The sequence below is a fragment of the Amycolatopsis balhimycina FH 1894 genome (assembly GCF_000384295.1).
GTDB lineage: Bacteria > Actinomycetota > Actinomycetes > Mycobacteriales > Pseudonocardiaceae > Amycolatopsis > Amycolatopsis balhimycina.
In genome coordinates this window covers 7,074,989-7,094,024 of sequence record NZ_KB913037.1, presented here as the reverse complement: position 1 = coordinate 7,094,024, position 19,036 = coordinate 7,074,989, and the positions used below count along the sequence as shown (strand labels likewise).

The following is a 19,036-nucleotide window of genomic DNA, read 5'->3' as shown; positions in this document are numbered from 1 at the left end:
ATCGCACACTTCACCGTTTCCGGGAAAACCCGGAAGCGGCCGAGAAAACGCAAAAGGAGGACACCCATGTCCGTGGCAACGCAGCTGAAGAGACTGGCCGTGCTCACGTCGGCGGCGGCCGTCGTACTCGGCGGGGTCGCCGTGACGCCGGCTTCGGCCGACGTCATCGAAATCCCCGTGTCCTACAGCGTCAACGGCACCACCACGGTGAAGAAGACCGGCAGCAGCATGAAGCTCGGCCCCGGCACGCTCCAGGGCAACCTGATCATCGACGACCAGACCGGCTCCGTCGGCCTCAGCGCGAACCTGACGCTGCCGCCGTCGCAGGCCGACTTTTCGCTGGTCTCCGGCCTGTTCCGGGTCAAGGCGACGGTTAAGGTCGTCCCGCTCGGACCGGCCACCGGCACCATCGCCGACGGCACCCTGACCACGCATGCCAAGGCGAACATGGAGATCTCCGACATCTACTTCGGCATCCTCAGCCCGCCGACCATCCCGCTGCCGACCCTGCCCGGCGCCTGCCGGACGAAGACCCCGGTCGAGCTGAACCTGGTCGCCCCGAACATCGACATCACCTCGCCGACCATCACCATCGGCGCCACGTACACGATTCCGGAGTTCAACAACTGCTTCATCGCCGACCTCGCGCTCGGCGCCCTGGTTTCCGGACCGGGCAACACGATTTCGCTCGATCTGACCGCCCCGCAGAGCTGACCCACCGGGTGGCGGGCGCACTGCCCGCCACCCGTCCGCTCAGCAGAGCGCGCCGGGATCCTCTTTCAGCCCGAAGCTGTCGTTGTCCCCGGCCGAGACCGCGAGCACCGGCCCGCAGACGCCGTCCAACGTCGACTCGCCGACGAAGTTGGCGCCCCAGGCGATGATGTCGCCGTTGGTCTTGAAGGCCAGGTTGTGGTTGAACCCGGCGTCGATGCCGGCGACGTCGGACAGGGCCGCGTCCGGGACGGTTGTCTGCTGGTTGTTGTTCTGGCCCCACGCGTAGACACGGCCGTCCTTGAGCGCCAGGCTGTGGTTGAACCCGGCGGAGATCGCCGTGACCCCCGAGGACAGTCCAGCCGGGACGGTCGTCTGGCCGTAGGCGTTGCTGCCCCAGGCCAGCACCCCGCCGTTCTTGAGGACGAGGTTGTGGTCGCCCCCGGCGGAAATCGCAGTCACCCCGGACTGCGCGGCCGCGGGCACGTCGGTCCGCGTCCCCCAGCTCACCACCTGCCCGCCCTGCTTCAGGGCCAGGCTGTGCATGTTGGACGTCGAGATCGCGATGACGCCACTGCTCACCGAGGCCGGCAGAGTCGTTTGGCCGTACCAGTTGTTGCCCCAGGCGATGACCTTGCCGTTCTTGAGGGCGAGCTCGTGCCCCCAGCCGGAGGAGATCTGACTGACCCCGGACTTCGCGTCGGCGGGGACCACGTTGGCGCTCCAGTTGTTCGCGCCCCAGGCGAAGACCACGCCGCTCTGCAGGGCCAGCACGGTCGTGCTGCCCGCCGACACGGCGGAGACCCCGGACAGCACGTTCGACGGTGGGACCGTAATGGCGTAGTCCTGCTTCCCCCACCCGATCACACCGCCGATGGTGGCCGCGGACGCGGGTGATGCGCACAGTGACAGGGCCAGCGCCGCCGAGACCGTCAATGCGGCTCCCCTGAGCGATACCCGTTCACATCGTGAAGTAAGCGGCACGGTAGCCTCCTTTCTCCAGTTTCGTTATCCACGATTGCTTCGGCAAGATCGTGAATGGTAGACCGTTCCCGGCACCGTTCGGCCGCGCGGTGGTTCTTTGTCAAGATCCGACAAGGCTTCCGCCGGACCTGCGCGCGCCGGGACAAGAAACCCGAGCCGTCCCGATGCGGCGGACTGACGATGCCACAAAGTCTTGTTCCGTACTGAACCCGCGAGTAGCCTCATTCTCGGCAGATGGACCTCCACCTCGCACGTCGGTGAATTCACGTCCCGCCGCTCGGGGCAATGGGGGCGGGCGAACGTGATCGGAGAGCAACGACGGCGAGCAATCGATCAGCCAAAGCCGAGACTGTACTGAATCAAAGGAGATGGGTATGTCCCGACTCAGCAGGCTGTCCGCCGGAATCGCGACCACCGCTACCGCCGTCGGCGCCATCGCGGTGCTCACCGCCGGCACCGCGGCCGCCGCCACGGTCACCTATACCGCCGGTGGCACCACGCCCCTGACCTACACCTGCTCGTTCCCGGGCATCACGCCGCAGCCGGTCCTCGTCACCTCGCACCTGGACGCCGAGGACAGCGTCGCGGCGGGCGGCACCCTCACCCCGGCCAACGTGGGCGGCTCCGCGACGATCAGCGCCGGTGTCCACGCGCTGCTCACCGCGGTCGGCTACGACGGCATCCGCGGCGTCGCCAGCGTGCCGGTGACGGCGGCGTCGGGCACGCTGTCGCAGCCGGCGGCCACCGGGCTCAGCATCCCGGAGACCATCTACCCGGCGGGTGGCCCGATCACGGTGAACATCTCGCAGGTCGCGACGTCCTCCGTGCCGACCTACACCGCGCCGGCGACGGCGGGCACCGACACGCTGTCGATGGGCACTCCGGTGGCGGCGAGCGTCGAGTTCCACAAGAAGGCCACCAACACCTGGTCGCCGTGGGCGATGAACTGCAACCTGAAGGTCACCAACCCGGCGCAGAACACCGCGTTCAGCCCGAGCATCACCGTCTCCTGACGCCGGTTCCCGGTGCGGGTCCCCTCGCGAGAGGGGCCCGCGCCGGGTTCAGTCTTTCCGCACCACCGAACACACAGGGAAACCGATGTCACGTCGAGTCCGGCCCCGCTCCGTCACGGTGACCGCGCTGGCGGCCGCCGGCCTGCTGTCCGCGGCGAACGGCGCACTGACGGGGGTCGGTTCGGCCGCTCCCGGTCCCGCCGTCCCGCCGGACACCCAGGCGAGCACGTCGGTTTCGGTGCACTGCCCGTTCGCCGACCCGCTCGGCCCGCGTGCGCTCACCGTCGAGACGACGGCGACGCTGCCCGCGCAGGCGAAGGCCGGCACGTCGGCGACGATCGGCGCCTACGCCGTCAAGCTGAGCCTCCCCCGCGAAGTCGCGCTCTCGTTCCTGCCCGCCGGCGCCACCACCGGTGCGCTGCGCGGAACGGTGCAGCTCGACCTCGCCGTCCACCAGGACGACCGCTCGGACAAGGTCCCGGTCTCCCTCGTCGTGGCCCCGACCCCGCTGCCGGAGACCGGTGACGTCGTCCTGACCGCGACCGGCACCGTGCCGGAGATCGCGATCAACACCATCGGCGCCGTCACGTTCGACGTCACCGCGCCGACCCTCACGCTCGAAGCCGTCCCGGCTTCCGACGCGCCCCCGGCCACCACGGCGCCGCCGAAGGTCGCGTGCACGCTCGACGAGGGCCAGCAGGCCACGCTGGGCAAGATCATGGTGCTGCCGAAGGTGACACCGGGCACCGAGCAGAAGCAGCCGGCCGCCCTCGGCGGCATGAAGACCATGGACGAAGAGCCGCCCCCCAACGTGTACACCCAGCCGCTCGGCCTGGTCAGCGTGATCTCGAACTCGACGGTCAAGAAGCTGGGCGCCACCGTCGTCTCCACCCCGTCCTTCATCGTCAACGGGTTCATCAACGTGAACGTCGACACCGCCGACGCGTGGATCACCGGCGCGACCGCGTTCAGCCCGGTCACCGTGTCGTTCCTCGGCTTCGGGTTCGTACCGGTGAGCGCGACGGTCGAGTTCCTTCCGGTCGACTACCAGAACTCCAGGATGATCGCGGTGACCGGCGCCCTGTACACCGACGAGGTCACCCAGCTCGCTTCCATGCGCGCGACGGTGCAAGTCAAGGCCCGGATGAGCCACGCGGAGATCAACGGCGTCCCGCTCGACCTCGGTCCCGACTGCGTGACGAAGGACCCGGTGCAGCTCAAGGTGAGCGGGCCGTACGACCCGTTCGAGCCGGGCGGCAGAGGCCACGTCGACACCAGGGAGGCAGGTGGCTTCACGTTGCCGGGCTTCTCGGGCTGCAGCACCGGCGGACAGGACCTGAACCCGCTGCTCGAGGGAATGAGCTCGGGCCCGGGCAACCAGGCCGACATCTACCTCTACAACCTCCTGGGCTGCGAGACACCCGACCCCGCCGACTGTCCGCCCCTCACCAACCCGCCGGGTTCGGGGCCTTCCGCCGCGGCCGCGGCAGCGCAGAAGGCGGCGACAAAGCCGAGGTAGAACGAGGCGCACCTGGAGGGCACATGAACATCCGCCGTTTCCTGACGACGGCCGCCGTGACGATCCTCGTCCTCGCCGGAACCGCCGGACCGGCCCGGGCGGACACGACGTTCAGCTCGCTTCCCGGTGTGCTCTACCTCTGTTCGTTCCCGGGTGTTCCGCCCCAGCAGGTGACCGCGGTGGAAGAGTTCACCGGCCCGGGCTCCGTCCCGGCCGGCGAAAGCTTCTCGATCACCACTATCTCCGGGACGATCTTCCTCGGCAATGGCACGCGCAGCCTGATGCGGGCCGTCGGCTACGACGGCGTCCGCGGCAGCGGGATGATCCCGGTGACCGCGTCGAACGCCTCCCCGAACTCGAGCGACAGCGGCTTCGTCTGGGAGCAGATCTGGCCCCCGCTCACCGGGACGATCGAGTTCTACGCCGGCTCCCAGTCGTTCGTGGCAGGCGCCCCCGGCACGATCGTGTTCAAGATGGGCACGCCATTCTCCCTGGCGCTGCAGTTCCACAAGGCTTCCAACAACACCTGGACGTCGTGGATCATGAACTGCAACCTCAAGGTGACCAGCCCTGCGCAGAACACCGCGTTCACACCGGCCCTGCCGGTGACCTGACCGGAGCAGCGACCCAAGCTCCGACGGCAGCCAGCAGGCCGCGGGCGAACGGGTCCGGGAGCCGGTCGCCGTCCTGCTCGAAATCGGCGGATGCCTTCCGCGCGGCCGCCACGGCAGTCCCGAGGGCGTGCGGCGGAAGTGCCCCGGCCGTCAGGCCCGGCACCGCGAGCAGCTCGGGCAACGCCGAGACCCGGCCGTCGAGCAGATCGGGCAGCGTGGTGTCGAGCCGGGTCCGGTCGCCCCGCAGGGCCAGGACGTCTTCGATGCGGAGGAACAGCCTGCCCAAGGTCGCGCCGCAGGCCCGGAACGCCTCGGCGTCCGCGCCGCCGAGGGCCGCGCCGATGCGCAGCGGGAACTCGAACAGCGAGGCGAAGACCGCTTCCGCGCCTGCCCCGGTCGTCACGACGGCGGCCCGCAGCGAGGTCAGCTCGCCCAGCCAGTCCGAAAAGGACCAGGCGAGTCCTGGCGCCGCCGCCGCGATCAGCCGCGACGCCTGGCCCAGCAGGTAGTCACCGGCGAGCACGGTCGTCGCGGACTCCCAGTCGACACCGCGCACCTCCCGCGGGGTGGCGGCGGGACCGACGAAAGCCAGCGTGCCGAGCGTCGCGAGCTCGATGGCCGCGGCGACGGACGCGGCCCCGCGCGCCGGGCCGTCGCGACCGGCCACGAGGGCCGCGAAGAACCCGATCGCGGGCCGCAGCAGCAGTCTTTCCGCCCGGTCGACGGTGAACATCCGGGCCAGGAACGGCCAGTCACCCCGGACGACCGACAGGCACACTTCGTCGCAGGCCGCGAGGAAGGGCAGTACCCGGGCCCGGGTGGCGGCCGGCAGCTCCAGGGGTTCGGCTCCGGCGAGTGCGGACACGCCTTCGGGCAGCACCACGGCCCGGCGTCCCTTCGCGTAGAAGGAGTGCTCACTGCCCGCGCCGGCCGCGAGCACGCGCCAGGTGAGGTGGTACCGGCGGGCCGTGTGCCGCGCCGTCTCGAAGTAGCCGACGAACGCGGCCGCCAGCGACCGCTCGTATTCCCGGCGAGCGGCCGCCGGGTCGTCCCGCGCGCCCAGGATGGCCCGCGCGGCCAGCCGTCCCGATTGGACGGCCCCGCTCAGCCCCTCGCCGGTGAACGGGTTGGCCAGGCCCGCGGCGTCGCCCACCCGCAGCCCGCCGGGGCCGGCCACCGAACCGGGACTGAACCCGCACGACAGCGGCCCGGACGCCATCGGGCCGTCCGGGACGCAGTCCCGCACGCGGGGGTCGAGTTCGGCCAGGGCCTCGACCGCCTCGGCCATCAGCTCACCGGCCGGCACGGCGTCCAGTGCCGACGCGCCGATCGTGCACCCGCCCGGCACCGGGGCGAGCCAGGCACAGCGGGGACGCCCTCGCGGGTCGTCCGCGGGCGGAGCGAGCAACCTGAGCACGACCCGGTCTCCGGCAACGGGTCCGGTGAACCTCCGCGCACAGCTCACCCCGGTACCGGCGGTGTGTCCCGCGCCGCCGGCCAGCACGACGTGCGAGGCGTCCGGCACCGTCGGCCGGTAGTCGGCGCCGCACCGGACGGCGTGTTCTCGCAGGGTTTCCCGGAGGACCGAACTGTCCACGACGGCGTACCCGGCTTCGGGAACGGCGTGCGAGGTGCCGGCGTCGAAGGCGATCGTCACCGGGTGGACCGGCCAGTCGTCGACGGCCACCCCGATCGAGCGCAGGATGTCCCGCGCCGGGCTGCTGAGCAGGACGTCGTATCCCGGCCCGGGGTCTTCACGCCCGGCCAGCACGACGGGCATCCCGCCGCGCGCCAGCACCGCGGCGGTCACCGCACCGGCCGGTCCGGCACCGACGACGACGGCGTGGCTCAAGAGCGGCTCGCTTCGAGCATCCCGGCCAGCGCGCGGCGCGCGTGACCGTCCGGTGTGCGGCTCAGCGCGGTCGTGGCGTGTCCGAAGTGGACACCGGCGAGGGTGCGCGCGGCGCGCAGCCCGCCGTGGGCGGTGACCAGCTCCCGCACCCGCGGCAGGTCGCTGCCCGAGAACGACGGCGCGAGCAGGAACCGGCCCAGTTCTCCCGTGGTGTCCGCGCGCAGGGCGGCCAGCGTCGGCGCGCCGAACAGGCCGAGCAGGTGGTCGGTGCCGGCCGGCTTGTCGTCGCCCGCGGCTTCGAGGTCGAGGCAGTCGTCGAGCACCTGGAAGGCGATTCCCCATTCCGCGCCGAACTCGGCGAGCGCCGCGACGACCGCGCTGTCCACTCCGGACTCCACGGCGCCGAGCAGGCAGCACAGCCGGAACAGCACACCGGTCTTGCGCCGCACGAGGTCCACGTAGTCCGGCAAGGACAACGCCGTGTCGAAGCCGCGTTCGACGTCGAGCAGCTCGCCGTGGGCCAGTTCGGCCACCGTCCGGTTCACCGCCGTGGCGACGCCCTCGCCGAGGTCGGCCGCCTCGGTCCCGGCGGCCGAGAGGCAGGCCAGGCCGGCGAGCACGGCCAGTTCCGGCCCCGCGGCCCGGTGTACCGCGGGCCCGCCGCGCCGGACCGTCGCCCGGTCGATCACGTCGTCGTGCACCAGCGAAGCCAGGTGCACCAGTTCGACGACCGCACCGAGCCGCGCCACCCGCCCGGCGTCGCCCCGGCCGAACCCGGCGCAGGCGGTGAGCAGCCGCGACCGCAGGAGCTTGCCGGGCCGGTCGACAAGCCCGCCGACGGCGTCGCGCAGCGGTGCGGAAAGCCCGCCGACGAGCCGGGCGAGGTGGTATCGGACCGGATCCGCGGCCGTGGTCACCGGGAAGAGAACCCGAAGGTCTCGTCGACCTCGAGCCCCGGGATCTGCCGCAGCGCCGCCACCACTCGCTGGTACACCGCCAAATCGTTCATGGAGTCCAGCAGCTGAGTGCGCGTGAAGCCGGCCGAGGGCGCGATCACGTCGTCGAAGATCACCCACATCGCCTGCTTTTCGGCCACGGTGACCAGTTCGGGCGACAGCCCCGCGAAGACCGCGCGGATGTCGTCCACGTTCTCCTGCGTGAGCTGGACGGTCGAGCCAGGGTCGCCGAGCAGGCCGATGACGAGGCCGCGGTACTTGTCGTAATATCGCCGCGCCTCGGCCTTCTCCTCCGGGCTGACGGTCGCCACGGTGAGCCGGTTCACGGCGACGTCGAGGTTCTGGTACACGAGCCGGACGACGAGGTTGCCGACGAGGCTCTGCCCGAAGAACTCGTCCCTGGCCTGGTCGACATAGCCGTTGTCGTTCGCCAGCGGCAGGTCGTACAACGCCCCGGCCGCGCCGAGCATCCGGCACGCGATCGCCGGCATCGGCGTGTAGGTCCTGCCGTTGCCGCCTTCGCACACGACTGCCCCGGAGTCGCCGACGAGCGAAAACCGCTGCGCGTAGATCAGATCGGTGAACTGGTAGCCGTCGACGAACACGGTCGCGGTCGTGTCCAGCACGACGCTCGACGTGTAGCCCGAACTGCGGCCGACTTTCTCGATCCGGCGGCCCTCGACCGCGGCCGCGGTCGAACCCGGGGTGAGCAGTTCGACGTCCAGCTGCGCCAGCACGGTGTCGATCTTGGCCATGAAGGTGCCGCCGTGCGCGCTGGCGAGGAAGGCGAGCCCGACCGCCGGGTGGGTCGGGGAAATCGGCGCCATCAGGTTGCGCGCCACCGTCGAGCTGACGCCGATGCCGGGCTCCAGCTGGGCGATCGCGGCGTCGGCGCTGTTCGGCACCCCCCTGACGAGCGGGATGGCCCGCTTGAACCGGGCGACGGTGTTGCCGGCGTCCGCGCCGCCGTCGAGCGGCGCGGGCTGCACGATCGCGGCGCCCGGCGCGGCGGCGCTGTACTTCTCGAGTGCGGCGAAGTTCGCCAGGACGTGGTTGGCCGAAAGAACGCAGATCGAACCATCGGTGCGGTCGCGGACCAGGCAGCCGAGGGTGCCCAGGGTGCCGTCCGCGAGCGAGCCGACGCTGCCGCCCTGCAGCGGGGGCCGGAGCCGTTCCGCGATCGGCGCCGGCGCGGCTGCCCTGGCGGTGGCGCCGGAGAACCGGAACTCCCCCGTCTCGACGACGTCCACGCCGTGCCCGCCGACCGTCGACGGCAACAGCCGACTCCGGGACACCAAGGCGGCACGGCGTTTCTTGCGAACGAGGGCGATCACGACCGGTTCCCCGGTGAGCTCACCCCCGCGAGTGCGGAATCCTTTGGCGACGCCCACGACGTTCGGGTCGGCGAGGTACCCGTCGGCCAGCCGGGCCTTCGCTTCGTCGAGCGCGGCCGCCGTTCTCGTGTCCATGTGCACGGTCAGCGCACCTCGATCGTCGCGACCGGGGGAACCGGGGTGTTGGGGGTGAGCGTGATCAGGCTGGTGATCGATGTGCTCGCCCCGCTGTCCTTGAACAACGTGACGGCTCCCTGCACGGGAGTCTCCGCTTCGATCTTCATCGTGCCGGGGTTGCGGACCGCGGGCAGCTGGGGCGTTCCGGTCACGGTGGCAGTTCCGGTGAGGACGGTCTCGACCCCGGTGGTGGGCACCGTGACGCGCGGGAAGACGATCGTCACCGGCACCCGGCCGGAAAGGCCCCTGGCGTCGGTCACCACCGCCGTACCGGTGACCGTCGCGGTCACCGAGCTGTATCCAGCGCTCCGGACGATCAGGGGGAAGCTCGGGTGGCTGATCGCCTGCACGATGACCGGGCCGAGAGTCACGGACGTTCCGTAGCCGACGACCGCGGGAATCCCGGAGACTATCCTCGTCCGGAACGGCTGTGGGCTGATTCCGGGCGCAGAGGCCCGCCAGACGAGTTCGGCGAAATCGCCGGCGGCTGCGACGCCGACCGGCGCGGCGGCACCGGCCGCGAGCACGGCCGCGCCACGCAGCGCGGTGCGTCTTTTGAACGCGGGTTCCATCGTGACTCCCCCTCGGAATCGTCCTTTTCGGAGGTTAACCACAAAATCGAAAGGCAGACAAGGAAGTTCTCCGACTTCATCGGATCACGACAAATCCCGGTGGGCCGAACGGCCGATTGATCACCACTTCACCGCGATGTTACGTTGGTACGGATCGGGTGTTTTGCCCGCCCGATCGCCATGAGGGGGAGGCAATGATGTCGCGGCTTCGCGTCCTGTTGTGCGGTGCGCTGGCTGCCGTGGCCTTCTTCGGCGCAAACGAGATTCCGCTTGCTTCAGCGTCCACATTGGACTTTTCGACGCTCGCCGCCACGGCCGATCCCGCCACCACCGCGCGGAAACTCGTGCGACGGCTGGCCGGCAAGGACCCGCGAGCGGCGGTGCGGGCCGACGCCTGGGTGGCGTGGGCCGACGAGGACGACGACGTCGTCTTCGAGTTCCTCGACCACGGGCTGGCCGCGGCCGAACAACGCGCGGCGGAGACCGCCGCGGTCAACACGGACTTCTGCCGCCGGGTAATCCTCACCTACACCGCGACCTACGCACCCGAGGTCAACGCGGCCGCGCAGCGTGCCCTGCTGGGCACCGACCCGGATCGGGAGCTGTTCGTCCGCCAGGGATTCGCCGCCGCGGAGCAGCGTGACCGGCTCGCCAGGGAGGCGGACGGCAGCCAGCAGGAAGCCCTCGCCGAAGCGGACCGCCACTACGTCCGCACGCTGGCCACGCACGATCCCGGGGCACAGGTCCGCGCCGCTGCCGCCTGGGCCACCCGGCCCGGTGCCACCGACGCGGACGTCGTCGAGTTCTTCGCCTACGGCTGGGCGACCGGCGCGGAACTCGACCTGGAGGCACACCGCCTGCGTGACGCCGAGCAGGAGGCCCGCTGGCTTGCCACGGTCCGGCAGCTGCTCGTCGACGCGCGGGAGGCGGAGCAGGCCGCGCTCGACGCCGCCGGGGAAATCGCGGTCCAGTTGCGGGAAGCCGCGGCTCGGGCTTGGCAACGGGTCGGCGAGCGGACTTCGGCGCCCCGCGTCGCGTGGGCGGATGCCGAGCAGGTCGCCCGCGACCAGGCCGCGAACTGGGCGGCCGTGGCCGCTGCCGCGCAGGCCGCGACCGGGCCGAACTGGCGGGCCGTGCGCGATGCGGCCGATCCCACGCGGGCCGCGTGGGCGGCCGAACAGGACTGGGCGGCCGAGCAGTCCCGGTTCTGGGCCGGCGTGCTGGGCCAAGCCGTCGACGGGGAAACGCGGATGCGGAATTCACTCCCCTGATAAGCGCTTTCTTCTTTTTTCGTCCCACCCCTCACGGAGGACGCGGAAATGCCGCACAGATTCGTCACGAAGGTGTTCGCGCTCTTGCTGGCGTTCACCGTGTTCACCACGACCGACGTCGAAGCGGTCACCCCGGCGCCCGCCGCGGTCACCGCCGACGAACCGCCACCCACCGGGGCGCGTCCGATTCCGCACACCGAATACCCGGGCTGGGACGGCGAGACCGGGACGGGCGAGCCGCTCGACCCGCGGCTGTGGAAGCTGGTCTCCGACATCGCCCAGCTCTCCGAAGAACCCGAGGTCCGCGCGGCGGCGCAGGCCGCGCTGGACGCCGGGACCGAGGACGCGATCTGGGAGTTCCTCGACACCGGTGAGGTCGAAGCGCAGCAACGCGCGCAGGCCCGTCGCAACGAGACGGCCCGGCTGAACCGCGAAGCCGTCCTGAACCTCCGCGGCACCGGCGGCCCGATCTTCAACGCCGAGGTCGAGCGGGTGCTGGCCGGATCGGACGCCGACCGCGCCGCCTTCCTCGACTACGGCCGGGGCATCGCCACCGAACGGGACGAGCGCACCCGGCGCAACGCCCAGGCCCGCGCCGACGAGCTGCGGGCGCGGGTGACCGCCCTGTCCGGCTCGGCCGGCCCGGAGGTCAAGCTCGCCGCACAGCAGGCCCTGGCGGCCGGGGACGCGGCGATCGTGGCGTTCTTCAACGGCGGCTACCTCGCGGCCGCGCAACGGGACGCCGCGGCACGTGAGCAGTACCTGAAGGACCTCGAAGAACGGAACAAGGCCGCCGAGGCGGCGAGCGACCTCGCCCAGCGCGCGGCCCGCGCGTCGCGAGCCCGGCAGAACCTGCTGGTCGCGAACGGCCGGGGCATCCGGTCGTTGCAGCGCGCGGCGAACGCGATGGTCTCGGCGGGCACCGCGGCCCGCCAGGCCGCTCAGATCCTGGCGGCGAACACCGCGGGCGGCCACCACTCCCCCGGGTCGTTCAGCCTGGTCCGCCAGGAGGTCCAGCGGCAGCTGGACTTCGCCGGGCAGGCGGCGTCCGAGGCACAGAGCGCCTCCGTCGCGGCAACTGCCGAAGCGAACATCCTGATCGAGGTGGGCCTGCCCTACGGCGCCGACTGGGCCCGCTTGGCCCAGGGCATGTCCTCGGCCGCGCAGGCGGCGGTGCTCGCGAGCCAGACCGCGCAGCACGCCGTCGAGGCGACGACGGCCACGGACGCGGCCATCGGCCACCAGGACGAAGCCTCCGCCCGGGCGGAGGAAGCCCGGCAGTGGCGGCTGCACGCCGACGAGCACGCCCGCCAGGCCGCGGCCTTGGCCGCGGCGGCCGCCGACCAGGCCAAGGCGGCCAAGGACGCCGCCGAGCGCGCGAACCAGGCCCGGTTGGCCGCCCAGGCGGCCCGTGACCAAGCCTGGCAGGACCTGCAACGCACCTACGACTCCCTCCACGCGGCGGAGCAGGAAGCGGACAAGGCCCGGACGGCCCGCATGGAGGCGGAACGCCGACGCGACGAGGCGGCCCGCTACCGCGCGCAGGCCGACCAGGCCGCGGCCGAGGCGCGCAAAGCGCGGGGCGAGGCGGAGGCGAAGAAGCGTGAAGCCGCCGCCTACCTGGCGCGCGCCCGAGCTCAGGAGGACATCGCCGCCGGCTGCGAAGACACCGCCCGGCGGGAGGAGTCGAACGCCGAGACCGCGCGTGACCTGGCGTGGAAGGCACAGCGCGAGGGGGACGCCGCCGAGGCCCGCGCCCAGGCGCTCGAAGCGTCCGCGGCCGCGGCGCGGGGAACCGAGCAGGAAGCACCCGCCTGGGCCGCGGCCCGGGAAGCTCGCGCCGACGCGGGCGCCGCGGCAAGCGCCGCCGTCGCCGCGCGGGACGCCGCCAACCGGGCGACCGGCGCCGCCGCGCGGGCCCGTGAAGCGGCGACCAAGGCCACCGCGGCCGCCGCCGCGTCCCGTGCCGCGGCGCAAGAAGCGGAGAACGCCGCGGCGAACGCGGATCTTGCCGCGGACAACACCGAATCCGCCGCGGCCGCCACCCACGTGTCCGCCACCCGCGCGAACGCCGCGGCCGCCACCGCGACGGCGGAAGAGGTCAAGGCCGCGGCCAACGCCCGCAACGCCGCCGCGCTCGCCGAGCAGGCGACGGAGCAAGCGCGGCTGGCGACGGTCGCCGCCACCAGAGCCGGGCAGAACGCCGGCGAGTCGTTCCGCGAAGCCGTCTCCGCCACGACCCAGGCCGGTCTCGCCGGCCGCGCCGCGCTGGCCGCACGAACGTCGTCGGCCGCCATCACGGCACCGGCGAACACGGCGATCGTCGTGGTCGCCCCCTTCACCGGAGCCGACCTCGACGCCGACTTCGTCGCCGAAGTGGCGGCCCAGGCGCAAGCCGCGGGAGACGAGCAGGCACAGGCCGCGCAGACCCGGGCGGACGAGGCCAAGTCGGCCGCCACCCAAGCCCAGCAGGCGGCCGACAACGCCGCCGCCGACACGAAGGCGGCGTTCCAAGCGGCGGCCAACGCGGCGAAGTCGGCATCGCAGGCCGCGCAGTCGGTGGCGGAGGCGGCGCGAGCCGCAGCCAACGCGGCGTCGGTGGCGGACCTCGCCCGGGGCGCGGCGGACATGGCCAACGGCTACGACGCCCAAGCGCACCAGAACGCGGTGAAGGCCCGGCAAAAGGCGAACGAAGCGAGTGCCGACGCGGCGATCGCGGGTCTGGCCGCGGACGCCGCCGAAGGCCAGGCCGCCGCGGCGCGCGGCGCGGCCACCCAGGCGGAAACGGACGCGGCGGCGGCTCACGCAGCGGCTGCGCAGGCCGAGACTTACGCAGCCGAAGCCGCCGCGGCGGCGGAACGGGCGAGGGCCCACGCCCAGGAGACGTCGAACGCGGCCCAGCGGGCCCGCGACGCCGCGGCCGACGCGCAGCGTGCGGCCGACCAAGCCGAGAAGGACCAACGGCAACGGGACGCCGAGATCCAGCAGGCCAAGGCGATGGTGCTGGCCGGCTGCCTGCCCGGCCTTTCGGTCGAGGACATCGACGAGCTCGTCGCCGAACCGGACAGCGAAGCAGCCCTGACGGAGTACCGCACTGCCCAGCAGGGCTGCATGAACGGCGAGGACGTCGTCAGCTTCCTCGCCGAGGTCGGTGGCGAGGTGCTCCTCGAGTACATCGGGATCCCCGACTTCAAGCGATGTCTCGGCTCCGGGAACATCGAGGCCTGCCTCTGGAGTGTCGTCAACGTCGTCGGGCTGGTTCTGCCGTTCGTCAAGGGCAAAGCGATCGTCAAGGCGATCACGGCCGTGATCGTGAACTTCGGCAAGTACCTCGCCAAGTCCGAGAAGATCGCGCGGCTGGCCGAAAAGATGACCGTTCTGCTCGACCAGCTGCGGCGGGTCTGCCGGGTCGGCGGCCGGCTCGCGGCGAGCCGGGCTTCCACCAGCCAGGTTGCCGCGGAGTTCTTCATCTGCCTCCCGTTGCGGAACAGGCTGCCGGAGCGATTGGCGGACGAGCTGCAGCAGGCGCGGGAGCTCGGTGTCGGGCCGATCGAACTCGGCACCCCGAAGTTCCGGGATCTGATCGGGGCTGGCGCGATCACAGTGAAGTGGGCGGTGCTGCTGGACGGTCGGCTTGTCGTGATACCCAAGTACGTGGGTACGGTCGAGCTCAAGCATCCGGTGCTCAGCGGCGGCGCGGACGTCCTCTCCGCCGGCGAAGCGACCATCAGCGGAGGCGGGCCCGGCGTGTTCGGGCTCGACATCAACCCGACCAGCGGCCACTACAGGACACCGCGAAGCGGCTCACGGGGACGGGGATACATGAAGATCGCCAGAGATGCCTTCGAAGCCTTCGGGGTGTACTTCCCGTGATCCCCTCCCTGAACGAACTCAAGGTGATGAGCTTCCGGGACCTGGTGGACCGGCTGTCCCGGATCCACGTCGAGGAGCTGACCGCGACCGACCCGGAGGTGCTCGCCGACGCGGAGTGGACGTTGGCCGGCGAGCTGTTCCGCGAGGGGCTCGTCGCGCACTGCCGGGAACTCGGCGAAGCCGACTGGGCCCGCTGCGACGAGGTCGCCGCAAACCTGTTTGCGTGGACGGAAACCTTCGGCGGGCTGTCCCACGCGAGTGTCACCGCCGACCGGTTCCACCTTTCCGCGAGTCTCCTGCTCGAGGTCGGGCCGCGCCCGGGGCTCGCGCTGCTGTCGCCCGGACGGCTGGTGGCCGATTTCGTCGCCGAACTCCCCTGGCCCCCCGCGGAAGCCCGGCGCACGGTCGCGAGGTGGCACGGCGAACCCGACCTCGGCGAGCTCCGGCGGCTCGCCGCGCCGATGGTCCTTGTCAGCCAGCTGGACCGGATCGCACACCTGCTGCCGCCGTCCCCGGACCGGGACAGCTACCGGGAATGGAAAGACCTCTGGCAGAGCCTGTCCTGAACCCGGCCACACCACCACCACGAGCAACCCGGCTGGTCCGGCTGGGAAGTCCGCGATCCGGCCGAGGAACAGGAGACACCGTGAGAGCACTTGCCGTCCTGGCCGTCGCCGTCGTGACGGCGTCGGCGTTCACCGTTCCGGTCACCGCCACGGCCGCTTCCGCGGCGCCCGCGGCCACGGCAGCCGCCGAAGTCCCACCCGTCGCCAGCGAGTCCGAGAAACTCCGCGCGGCGAGGACCCTCGGCATCGTGCCGACCGACGCCATGATGCTCCTGCGGGACAAGGAGTTCGTCATCGCGCTCTGGCGGCAGGCCACCGGCCCCGAAGTCCGGGCCTCGGCGCAACTCGCCTTCGCCGGCCCCGAGCTCGCCTGTACCGAGTGGATCAAGTCCGGAATCCTCTCGGCGAACGAACGGGACCAGGCTCAGCAGATGCGGGACGCCGAAGCCGCGCGGGTCGCCCGGGAGGCCAAGGAGCAGGCCGCCATCGTCGTCGGGATCGCTCCCGAATCCGAGCTGGTGATCCAGAGCGACCGGGACTTCATCTACCAGATCACCCAACGGGCGGCCGGGGCCCGGGTCAAGGCCGCCGCGCTCGTCGCGTTCGGGGCGCCCGCCGCCGCGCAGAAGGAGTTCATCGCCAACGGTGCCCGCGCCGCGCACGCACAGGACCAGCAGGACGCCATCGACGCCAAGACACAGGCCACCGAAGCCGAGAAAGCCCGCGAAGCCGCCGAAGGCGCCCGCGGCCGGGCCGTCACCGTGGTGCGGGTGGTCCCCACGCCGGAGATCGTGAGCCTGCCCGACGACGACATCCTCCGCGTCATCGCCGACGGTGCGCGGCCGGGCAGCGAAATCGAAAAAGCCGCCGTCACGGCGTTGCGCAGCCGCGTCCGGGCGGACTGGAAGCGCTTCATCGACACCGGCGTCTACGAGGCCAACTGGCGGGACGTCGCTGCCGTGCTGGCTCAGAAGGCCGAGACGGACCGGGCGCTGGTCGACGAGATCCGGCACAAGGCCGTCGTGGGCGGCATCCAGCCGCGGCTGGCGCGCGCCGCCGAGCGGGCTCTCGCCGAAGGGGTCGCCGCTGTCCAAGCTTTCCTCGACCAAGGGCAGTACGAGACGCTGACGCAGTCGTTCAGCCGCAACGCCATCAACGGCAACATCGCCGGGCAGTACCTGCGCGAGACCGCCGACGGCGTGGTCGTCAAGCCCGGGTCCGCGGAGCCCGCGCCGGGTGAGGGGCTCGACGCGACCTGGCGGGTCGTCGCCGGGCAAGCCGGCGAGGGCTGCTTCTCGCTGGAGTCGCCCGCGAAACCGAACCACTACCTCGCGCGGTACTACGACGGCAAGAAGACACAGGTCGCCGTGCTGCCCACCGACGGGACCGTCGACTTCGGCTGGAACGCCACCTGGTGCGTCGACAACATCCTGCCCGGGGCCGGGGTGACCCTCAGGGGCGGCGCCGACTTTCTGACCCGGCAGGCCGACGGCCGGGCCGGGCTCGGCGTCGAGTTCTACTGGTGGGTCACCGAACCGCTGCCGGACTCCACCGAGATCACGGTCAACTGGCTGAACAAGTACCTGCCCGACTACGACCCCTACACCGACCTGCTGGTCTCGCCGCTGCGCCCGGAGCAGATCGACGGAGCCGTGCGGTACCGGGACTTCCAGCGCCGGAGCGCACCCGGGCAGGTCGCCTTCCGCAGTTACTGGAGCCGCGGCGGCGCGGTGCACCCGCTCACGACCGGACGCGGCACCGCGTGCGCGTCGCCGGAGATCCTGGCCGTGTACCTGCGCCTCGGCGGGCATCCCGTACTCGGGGTGCCGGTCACCGACGAGGCCTGCACATCCGACAAGGCGGGCCGGTTCGTGAACTTCGCGGGCGGCGGCTCGATCTATTCGGTCGACCGCGCCGGCGCGCACGCCGTCTTCGGCGCGATCCGCACCAAATGGCTCTCCCTCGGCGGGGAGAAATCCACGCTCGGCTACCCGACCTCCGACGAGGTCGCCATCCCCGGCGGCCGCCGCAGCACGTTCGAACGCGGCCGCATCGACTACGACACCGCCACCGGCGTGGCGACCGTGTACCCGGCGAGCTGAAGGAGCCGACGATGACAGGCAGAACCCGGCTGGGACTGGCGGCGGGCGCCGCGGCCCTCGCGCTGCTCGGGACCGTGGCCCCGGCCCTCGCGCCGCGGGCGGAAGCCGCGGTCACGGCGGACACGCCGCGCAGCGCCACCCAGGACGACAAAGTCCAGGCCGCACAGGAGATCGGCGTGGTCGCGAGCCCCGACCTGCTGATCCTGACCGACCGGAACTTCGTGTTCGCGTTGTGGCAGCGGGCGACCGGCACCGAGGTGCGGGCGTCGGCCGAACTCGCCTACGCCGGCACCCAGCCGGAATGGACGCAGTGGATCAAGACCGGGGTCCGCGACGCCAACGCCCGTGACCAAGCCCGGATCCTGCGCGACGACGCGGCGGCGCGGGCCGCCCGCGAGGCCAAGCAGCGGGCGGCGCTGGTCAACAAGATCGAGCCGTCGCAGGTCCTGCTCATCCAGAGCGACCAGGAGTTCGCCTTCGCCATGTGGGAGCACGCTTCCGGGCCGAAGCTGAAGGCCGCGGCACTGGCCGCCTACCAGGGCGACGCCGCCGCCCAAAAGAACTTCATCCTCACCGGGATCTTCACCGCCCGCGCGGCCGACCTGCAGGACCTGATCGACGCCGACACCACGAAGAGTGCCGAGCAGAAGGCGGCCGACGCGGCACGGGACGCCCGGATCCTGGCCGCCGCGGTGGTCGCCATCGAGCCCACCGCGGGCCAGCTGGTGGAGCCGGACGTGAACTTCGTGCTGGACCTCTGGCAGGCGGCGAAGGCGGGCACCGAGGTGCGGGCCGCGGCCGAACGGGCGCTGCGGACGATGGACACCGCACAGCTGCGGGCCTACATCGGCACCGGCATCCACAGCGCGAACCTGCAGGACTGGTTCACCTGGATCCGGAAGAAGGGCGAAGCGGACCGGCGGCTGCTGTTCGAGCTGCGGACGCGTGCCGAGCAGAGCCGGGTGCACCCCGCGCTCGTCGCCGGGGCGAACGCCGCCATGGCCGGCACCGACAACGACGTCGAACAGTTCCTGCGCCTGGGCCAGTACGAGGACGCGGCCCTCGTCCAGTCCCTCCGCTCGCAGAGCCCCGGTGCGCCGGGCTGGTACCTGCGCGGCCTGACCGACGCCGTCGTCGGCGCGGGCGCCGGAACCGACACGGCTTGGCGGGTCGTTCCCGGCAAGGCCGACGCGAGCTGTCACTCCTTCGAATCGGTGGCCCACCCCGAGTACTACCTGCGGCAGCAGGGCCTGCGGGTCGTGCTCGCCGCGTCCGACGGCACCGACGGGTTCCACGCGGACGCGACCTGGTGCTCGAAGGCCGGGTTGTCGGGCACCGGCGTCACGCTGGAGTCCTACAGCGCCCGGGGAAGGTTCCTGCGCCAGTACACCACCCAGGTCTGGGCGGCGGACACCGGCGGCAGCCACCCCTACGACAGCCCGAACGGCTACGCCGCGGACGCTTCCTGGCAGGCCGACGTCCCGTGACCGCC

At 71.9% G+C, this 19,036-nt stretch carries 14 protein-coding genes; 9 read left to right on the top strand and 5 right to left on the bottom strand.

Annotated features, from left to right (window positions below; genetic code table 11):
* Positions 1 to 66: 66 nt before the first annotated feature.
* Positions 67 to 714 (top strand): hypothetical protein, encoded by a 648-nt coding sequence (locus A3CE_RS0132535; RefSeq protein ID WP_020644289.1) that lies wholly within the window; start codon positions 67 to 69, stop codon positions 712 to 714.
* 39 nt (positions 715 to 753) lie between these two features.
* Here the strand turns inward: A3CE_RS0132535 and A3CE_RS0132530 are convergent, their stop codons facing one another.
* Positions 754 to 1,647, bottom strand: coding sequence for an RCC1 domain-containing protein (locus tag A3CE_RS0132530; protein ID WP_020644288.1), 894 nt, complete (start codon positions 1,645 to 1,647; stop codon positions 754 to 756).
* A 422-nt stretch (positions 1,648 to 2,069) separates the two neighbouring features.
* Between A3CE_RS0132530 and A3CE_RS0132525 the strand changes: the two genes are divergently transcribed.
* The 3 genes from A3CE_RS0132525 to A3CE_RS0132515 all read left to right on the top strand — a co-directional run bounded on the left by A3CE_RS0132525 (position 2,070) and on the right by A3CE_RS0132515 (position 4,841).
* Positions 2,070 to 2,708, top strand: a complete 639-nt coding sequence (locus tag A3CE_RS0132525) for a DUF6801 domain-containing protein (protein WP_020644287.1) — start codon at positions 2,070 to 2,072, stop codon at positions 2,706 to 2,708.
* A gap of 85 nt (positions 2,709 to 2,793) precedes the next feature.
* On the top strand, positions 2,794 to 4,227 hold the full coding sequence (locus A3CE_RS0132520; RefSeq protein WP_245589623.1) for a DUF6801 domain-containing protein: 1,434 nt from the start codon (positions 2,794 to 2,796) through the stop codon (positions 4,225 to 4,227).
* A gap of 23 nt (positions 4,228 to 4,250) precedes the next feature.
* Complete coding sequence (locus tag A3CE_RS0132515) at positions 4,251 to 4,841, top strand: DUF6801 domain-containing protein (protein ID WP_020644285.1); 591 nt, start codon at positions 4,251 to 4,253, stop codon at positions 4,839 to 4,841.
* Here A3CE_RS0132515 and A3CE_RS0132510 read toward each other — a convergent pair.
* From A3CE_RS0132510 to A3CE_RS0132495, 4 genes are read right to left on the bottom strand one after another with little or no spacing between them, the layout of a single operon-like run.
* Positions 4,816 to 6,693, bottom strand: coding sequence for an NAD(P)/FAD-dependent oxidoreductase (locus A3CE_RS0132510; protein WP_020644284.1), 1,878 nt, complete (start codon positions 6,691 to 6,693; stop codon positions 4,816 to 4,818). The two genes, A3CE_RS0132515 and A3CE_RS0132510, sit on opposite strands and share 26 nt — an antisense overlap.
* Entirely contained in the window at positions 6,690 to 7,610 is a 921-nt protein-coding gene (locus A3CE_RS0132505; RefSeq protein ID WP_020644283.1) for a polyprenyl synthetase family protein, read from the bottom strand. The genes A3CE_RS0132510 and A3CE_RS0132505 overlap by 4 nt, the downstream gene beginning before the upstream one ends.
* Entirely contained in the window at positions 7,607 to 9,118 is a 1,512-nt protein-coding gene (locus tag A3CE_RS0132500; RefSeq protein WP_020644282.1) for a chymotrypsin family serine protease, read from the bottom strand. The genes A3CE_RS0132505 and A3CE_RS0132500 overlap by 4 nt, the downstream gene beginning before the upstream one ends.
* An 8-nt stretch (positions 9,119 to 9,126) precedes the next feature.
* Positions 9,127 to 9,732 carry a hypothetical protein gene (locus A3CE_RS0132495; protein WP_020644281.1) on the bottom strand — a complete coding sequence of 202 codons (606 nt, stop codon included), beginning with the start codon at positions 9,730 to 9,732 and terminating at the stop codon, positions 9,127 to 9,129.
* Between the two features lie 197 nt (positions 9,733 to 9,929).
* Here A3CE_RS0132495 and A3CE_RS0132490 point away from each other — a divergent pair, with 197 nt between their 5' ends.
* The 5 genes from A3CE_RS0132490 to A3CE_RS0132470 all read left to right on the top strand — a co-directional run bounded on the left by A3CE_RS0132490 (position 9,930) and on the right by A3CE_RS0132470 (position 19,031).
* The gene (locus A3CE_RS0132490; RefSeq protein WP_245589622.1) at positions 9,930 to 11,003 is read left to right on the top strand and encodes a hypothetical protein; all 1,074 of its coding nucleotides are present in this window, start codon (positions 9,930 to 9,932) and stop codon (positions 11,001 to 11,003) included.
* 48 nt (positions 11,004 to 11,051) lie between these two features.
* Positions 11,052 to 14,876, top strand: coding sequence for a hypothetical protein (locus A3CE_RS51980; protein WP_051183803.1), 3,825 nt, complete (start codon positions 11,052 to 11,054; stop codon positions 14,874 to 14,876).
* Positions 14,873 to 15,442 carry a hypothetical protein gene (locus tag A3CE_RS56810; protein ID WP_020644279.1) on the top strand — a complete coding sequence of 190 codons (570 nt, stop codon included), beginning with the start codon at positions 14,873 to 14,875 and terminating at the stop codon, positions 15,440 to 15,442. The genes A3CE_RS51980 and A3CE_RS56810 overlap by 4 nt, the downstream gene beginning before the upstream one ends.
* An 80-nt stretch (positions 15,443 to 15,522) precedes the next feature.
* The gene (locus A3CE_RS0132475) at positions 15,523 to 17,544 is read left to right on the top strand and encodes an AbfB domain-containing protein (RefSeq protein ID WP_020644278.1); all 2,022 of its coding nucleotides are present in this window, start codon (positions 15,523 to 15,525) and stop codon (positions 17,542 to 17,544) included.
* Between the two features lie 11 nt (positions 17,545 to 17,555).
* Positions 17,556 to 19,031 carry an AbfB domain-containing protein gene (locus A3CE_RS0132470; protein WP_020644277.1) on the top strand — a complete coding sequence of 492 codons (1,476 nt, stop codon included), beginning with the start codon at positions 17,556 to 17,558 and terminating at the stop codon, positions 19,029 to 19,031.
* Positions 19,032 to 19,036 lie beyond the last annotated feature (5 nt).

What these genes read in the sequence shown, in the direction of transcription:
- A3CE_RS0132535 (WP_020644289.1), top strand. Translation starts at nt 67, where the DNA reads ATGTCCGTGGCAACGCAGCTGAAGAGACTGGCCGTGCTCACGTCGGCG.
- A3CE_RS0132525 (WP_020644287.1), top strand. Translation starts at nt 2,070, where the DNA reads ATGTCCCGACTCAGCAGGCTGTCCGCCGGAATCGCGACCACCGCTACC.
- A3CE_RS0132520 (WP_245589623.1), top strand. Translation starts at nt 2,794, where the DNA reads ATGTCACGTCGAGTCCGGCCCCGCTCCGTCACGGTGACCGCGCTGGCG.
- A3CE_RS0132515 (WP_020644285.1), top strand. Translation starts at nt 4,251, where the DNA reads ATGAACATCCGCCGTTTCCTGACGACGGCCGCCGTGACGATCCTCGTC.
- A3CE_RS0132500 (WP_020644282.1), bottom strand. Translation starts at nt 9,118, where the DNA reads ATGGACACGAGAACGGCGGCCGCGCTCGACGAAGCGAAGGCCCGGCTG.
- A3CE_RS0132495 (WP_020644281.1), bottom strand. Translation starts at nt 9,732, where the DNA reads ATGGAACCCGCGTTCAAAAGACGCACCGCGCTGCGTGGCGCGGCCGTG.
- A3CE_RS0132490 (WP_245589622.1), top strand. Translation starts at nt 9,930, where the DNA reads ATGTCGCGGCTTCGCGTCCTGTTGTGCGGTGCGCTGGCTGCCGTGGCC.
- A3CE_RS51980 (WP_051183803.1), top strand. Translation starts at nt 11,052, where the DNA reads ATGCCGCACAGATTCGTCACGAAGGTGTTCGCGCTCTTGCTGGCGTTC.
- A3CE_RS0132470 (WP_020644277.1), top strand. Translation starts at nt 17,556, where the DNA reads ATGACAGGCAGAACCCGGCTGGGACTGGCGGCGGGCGCCGCGGCCCTC.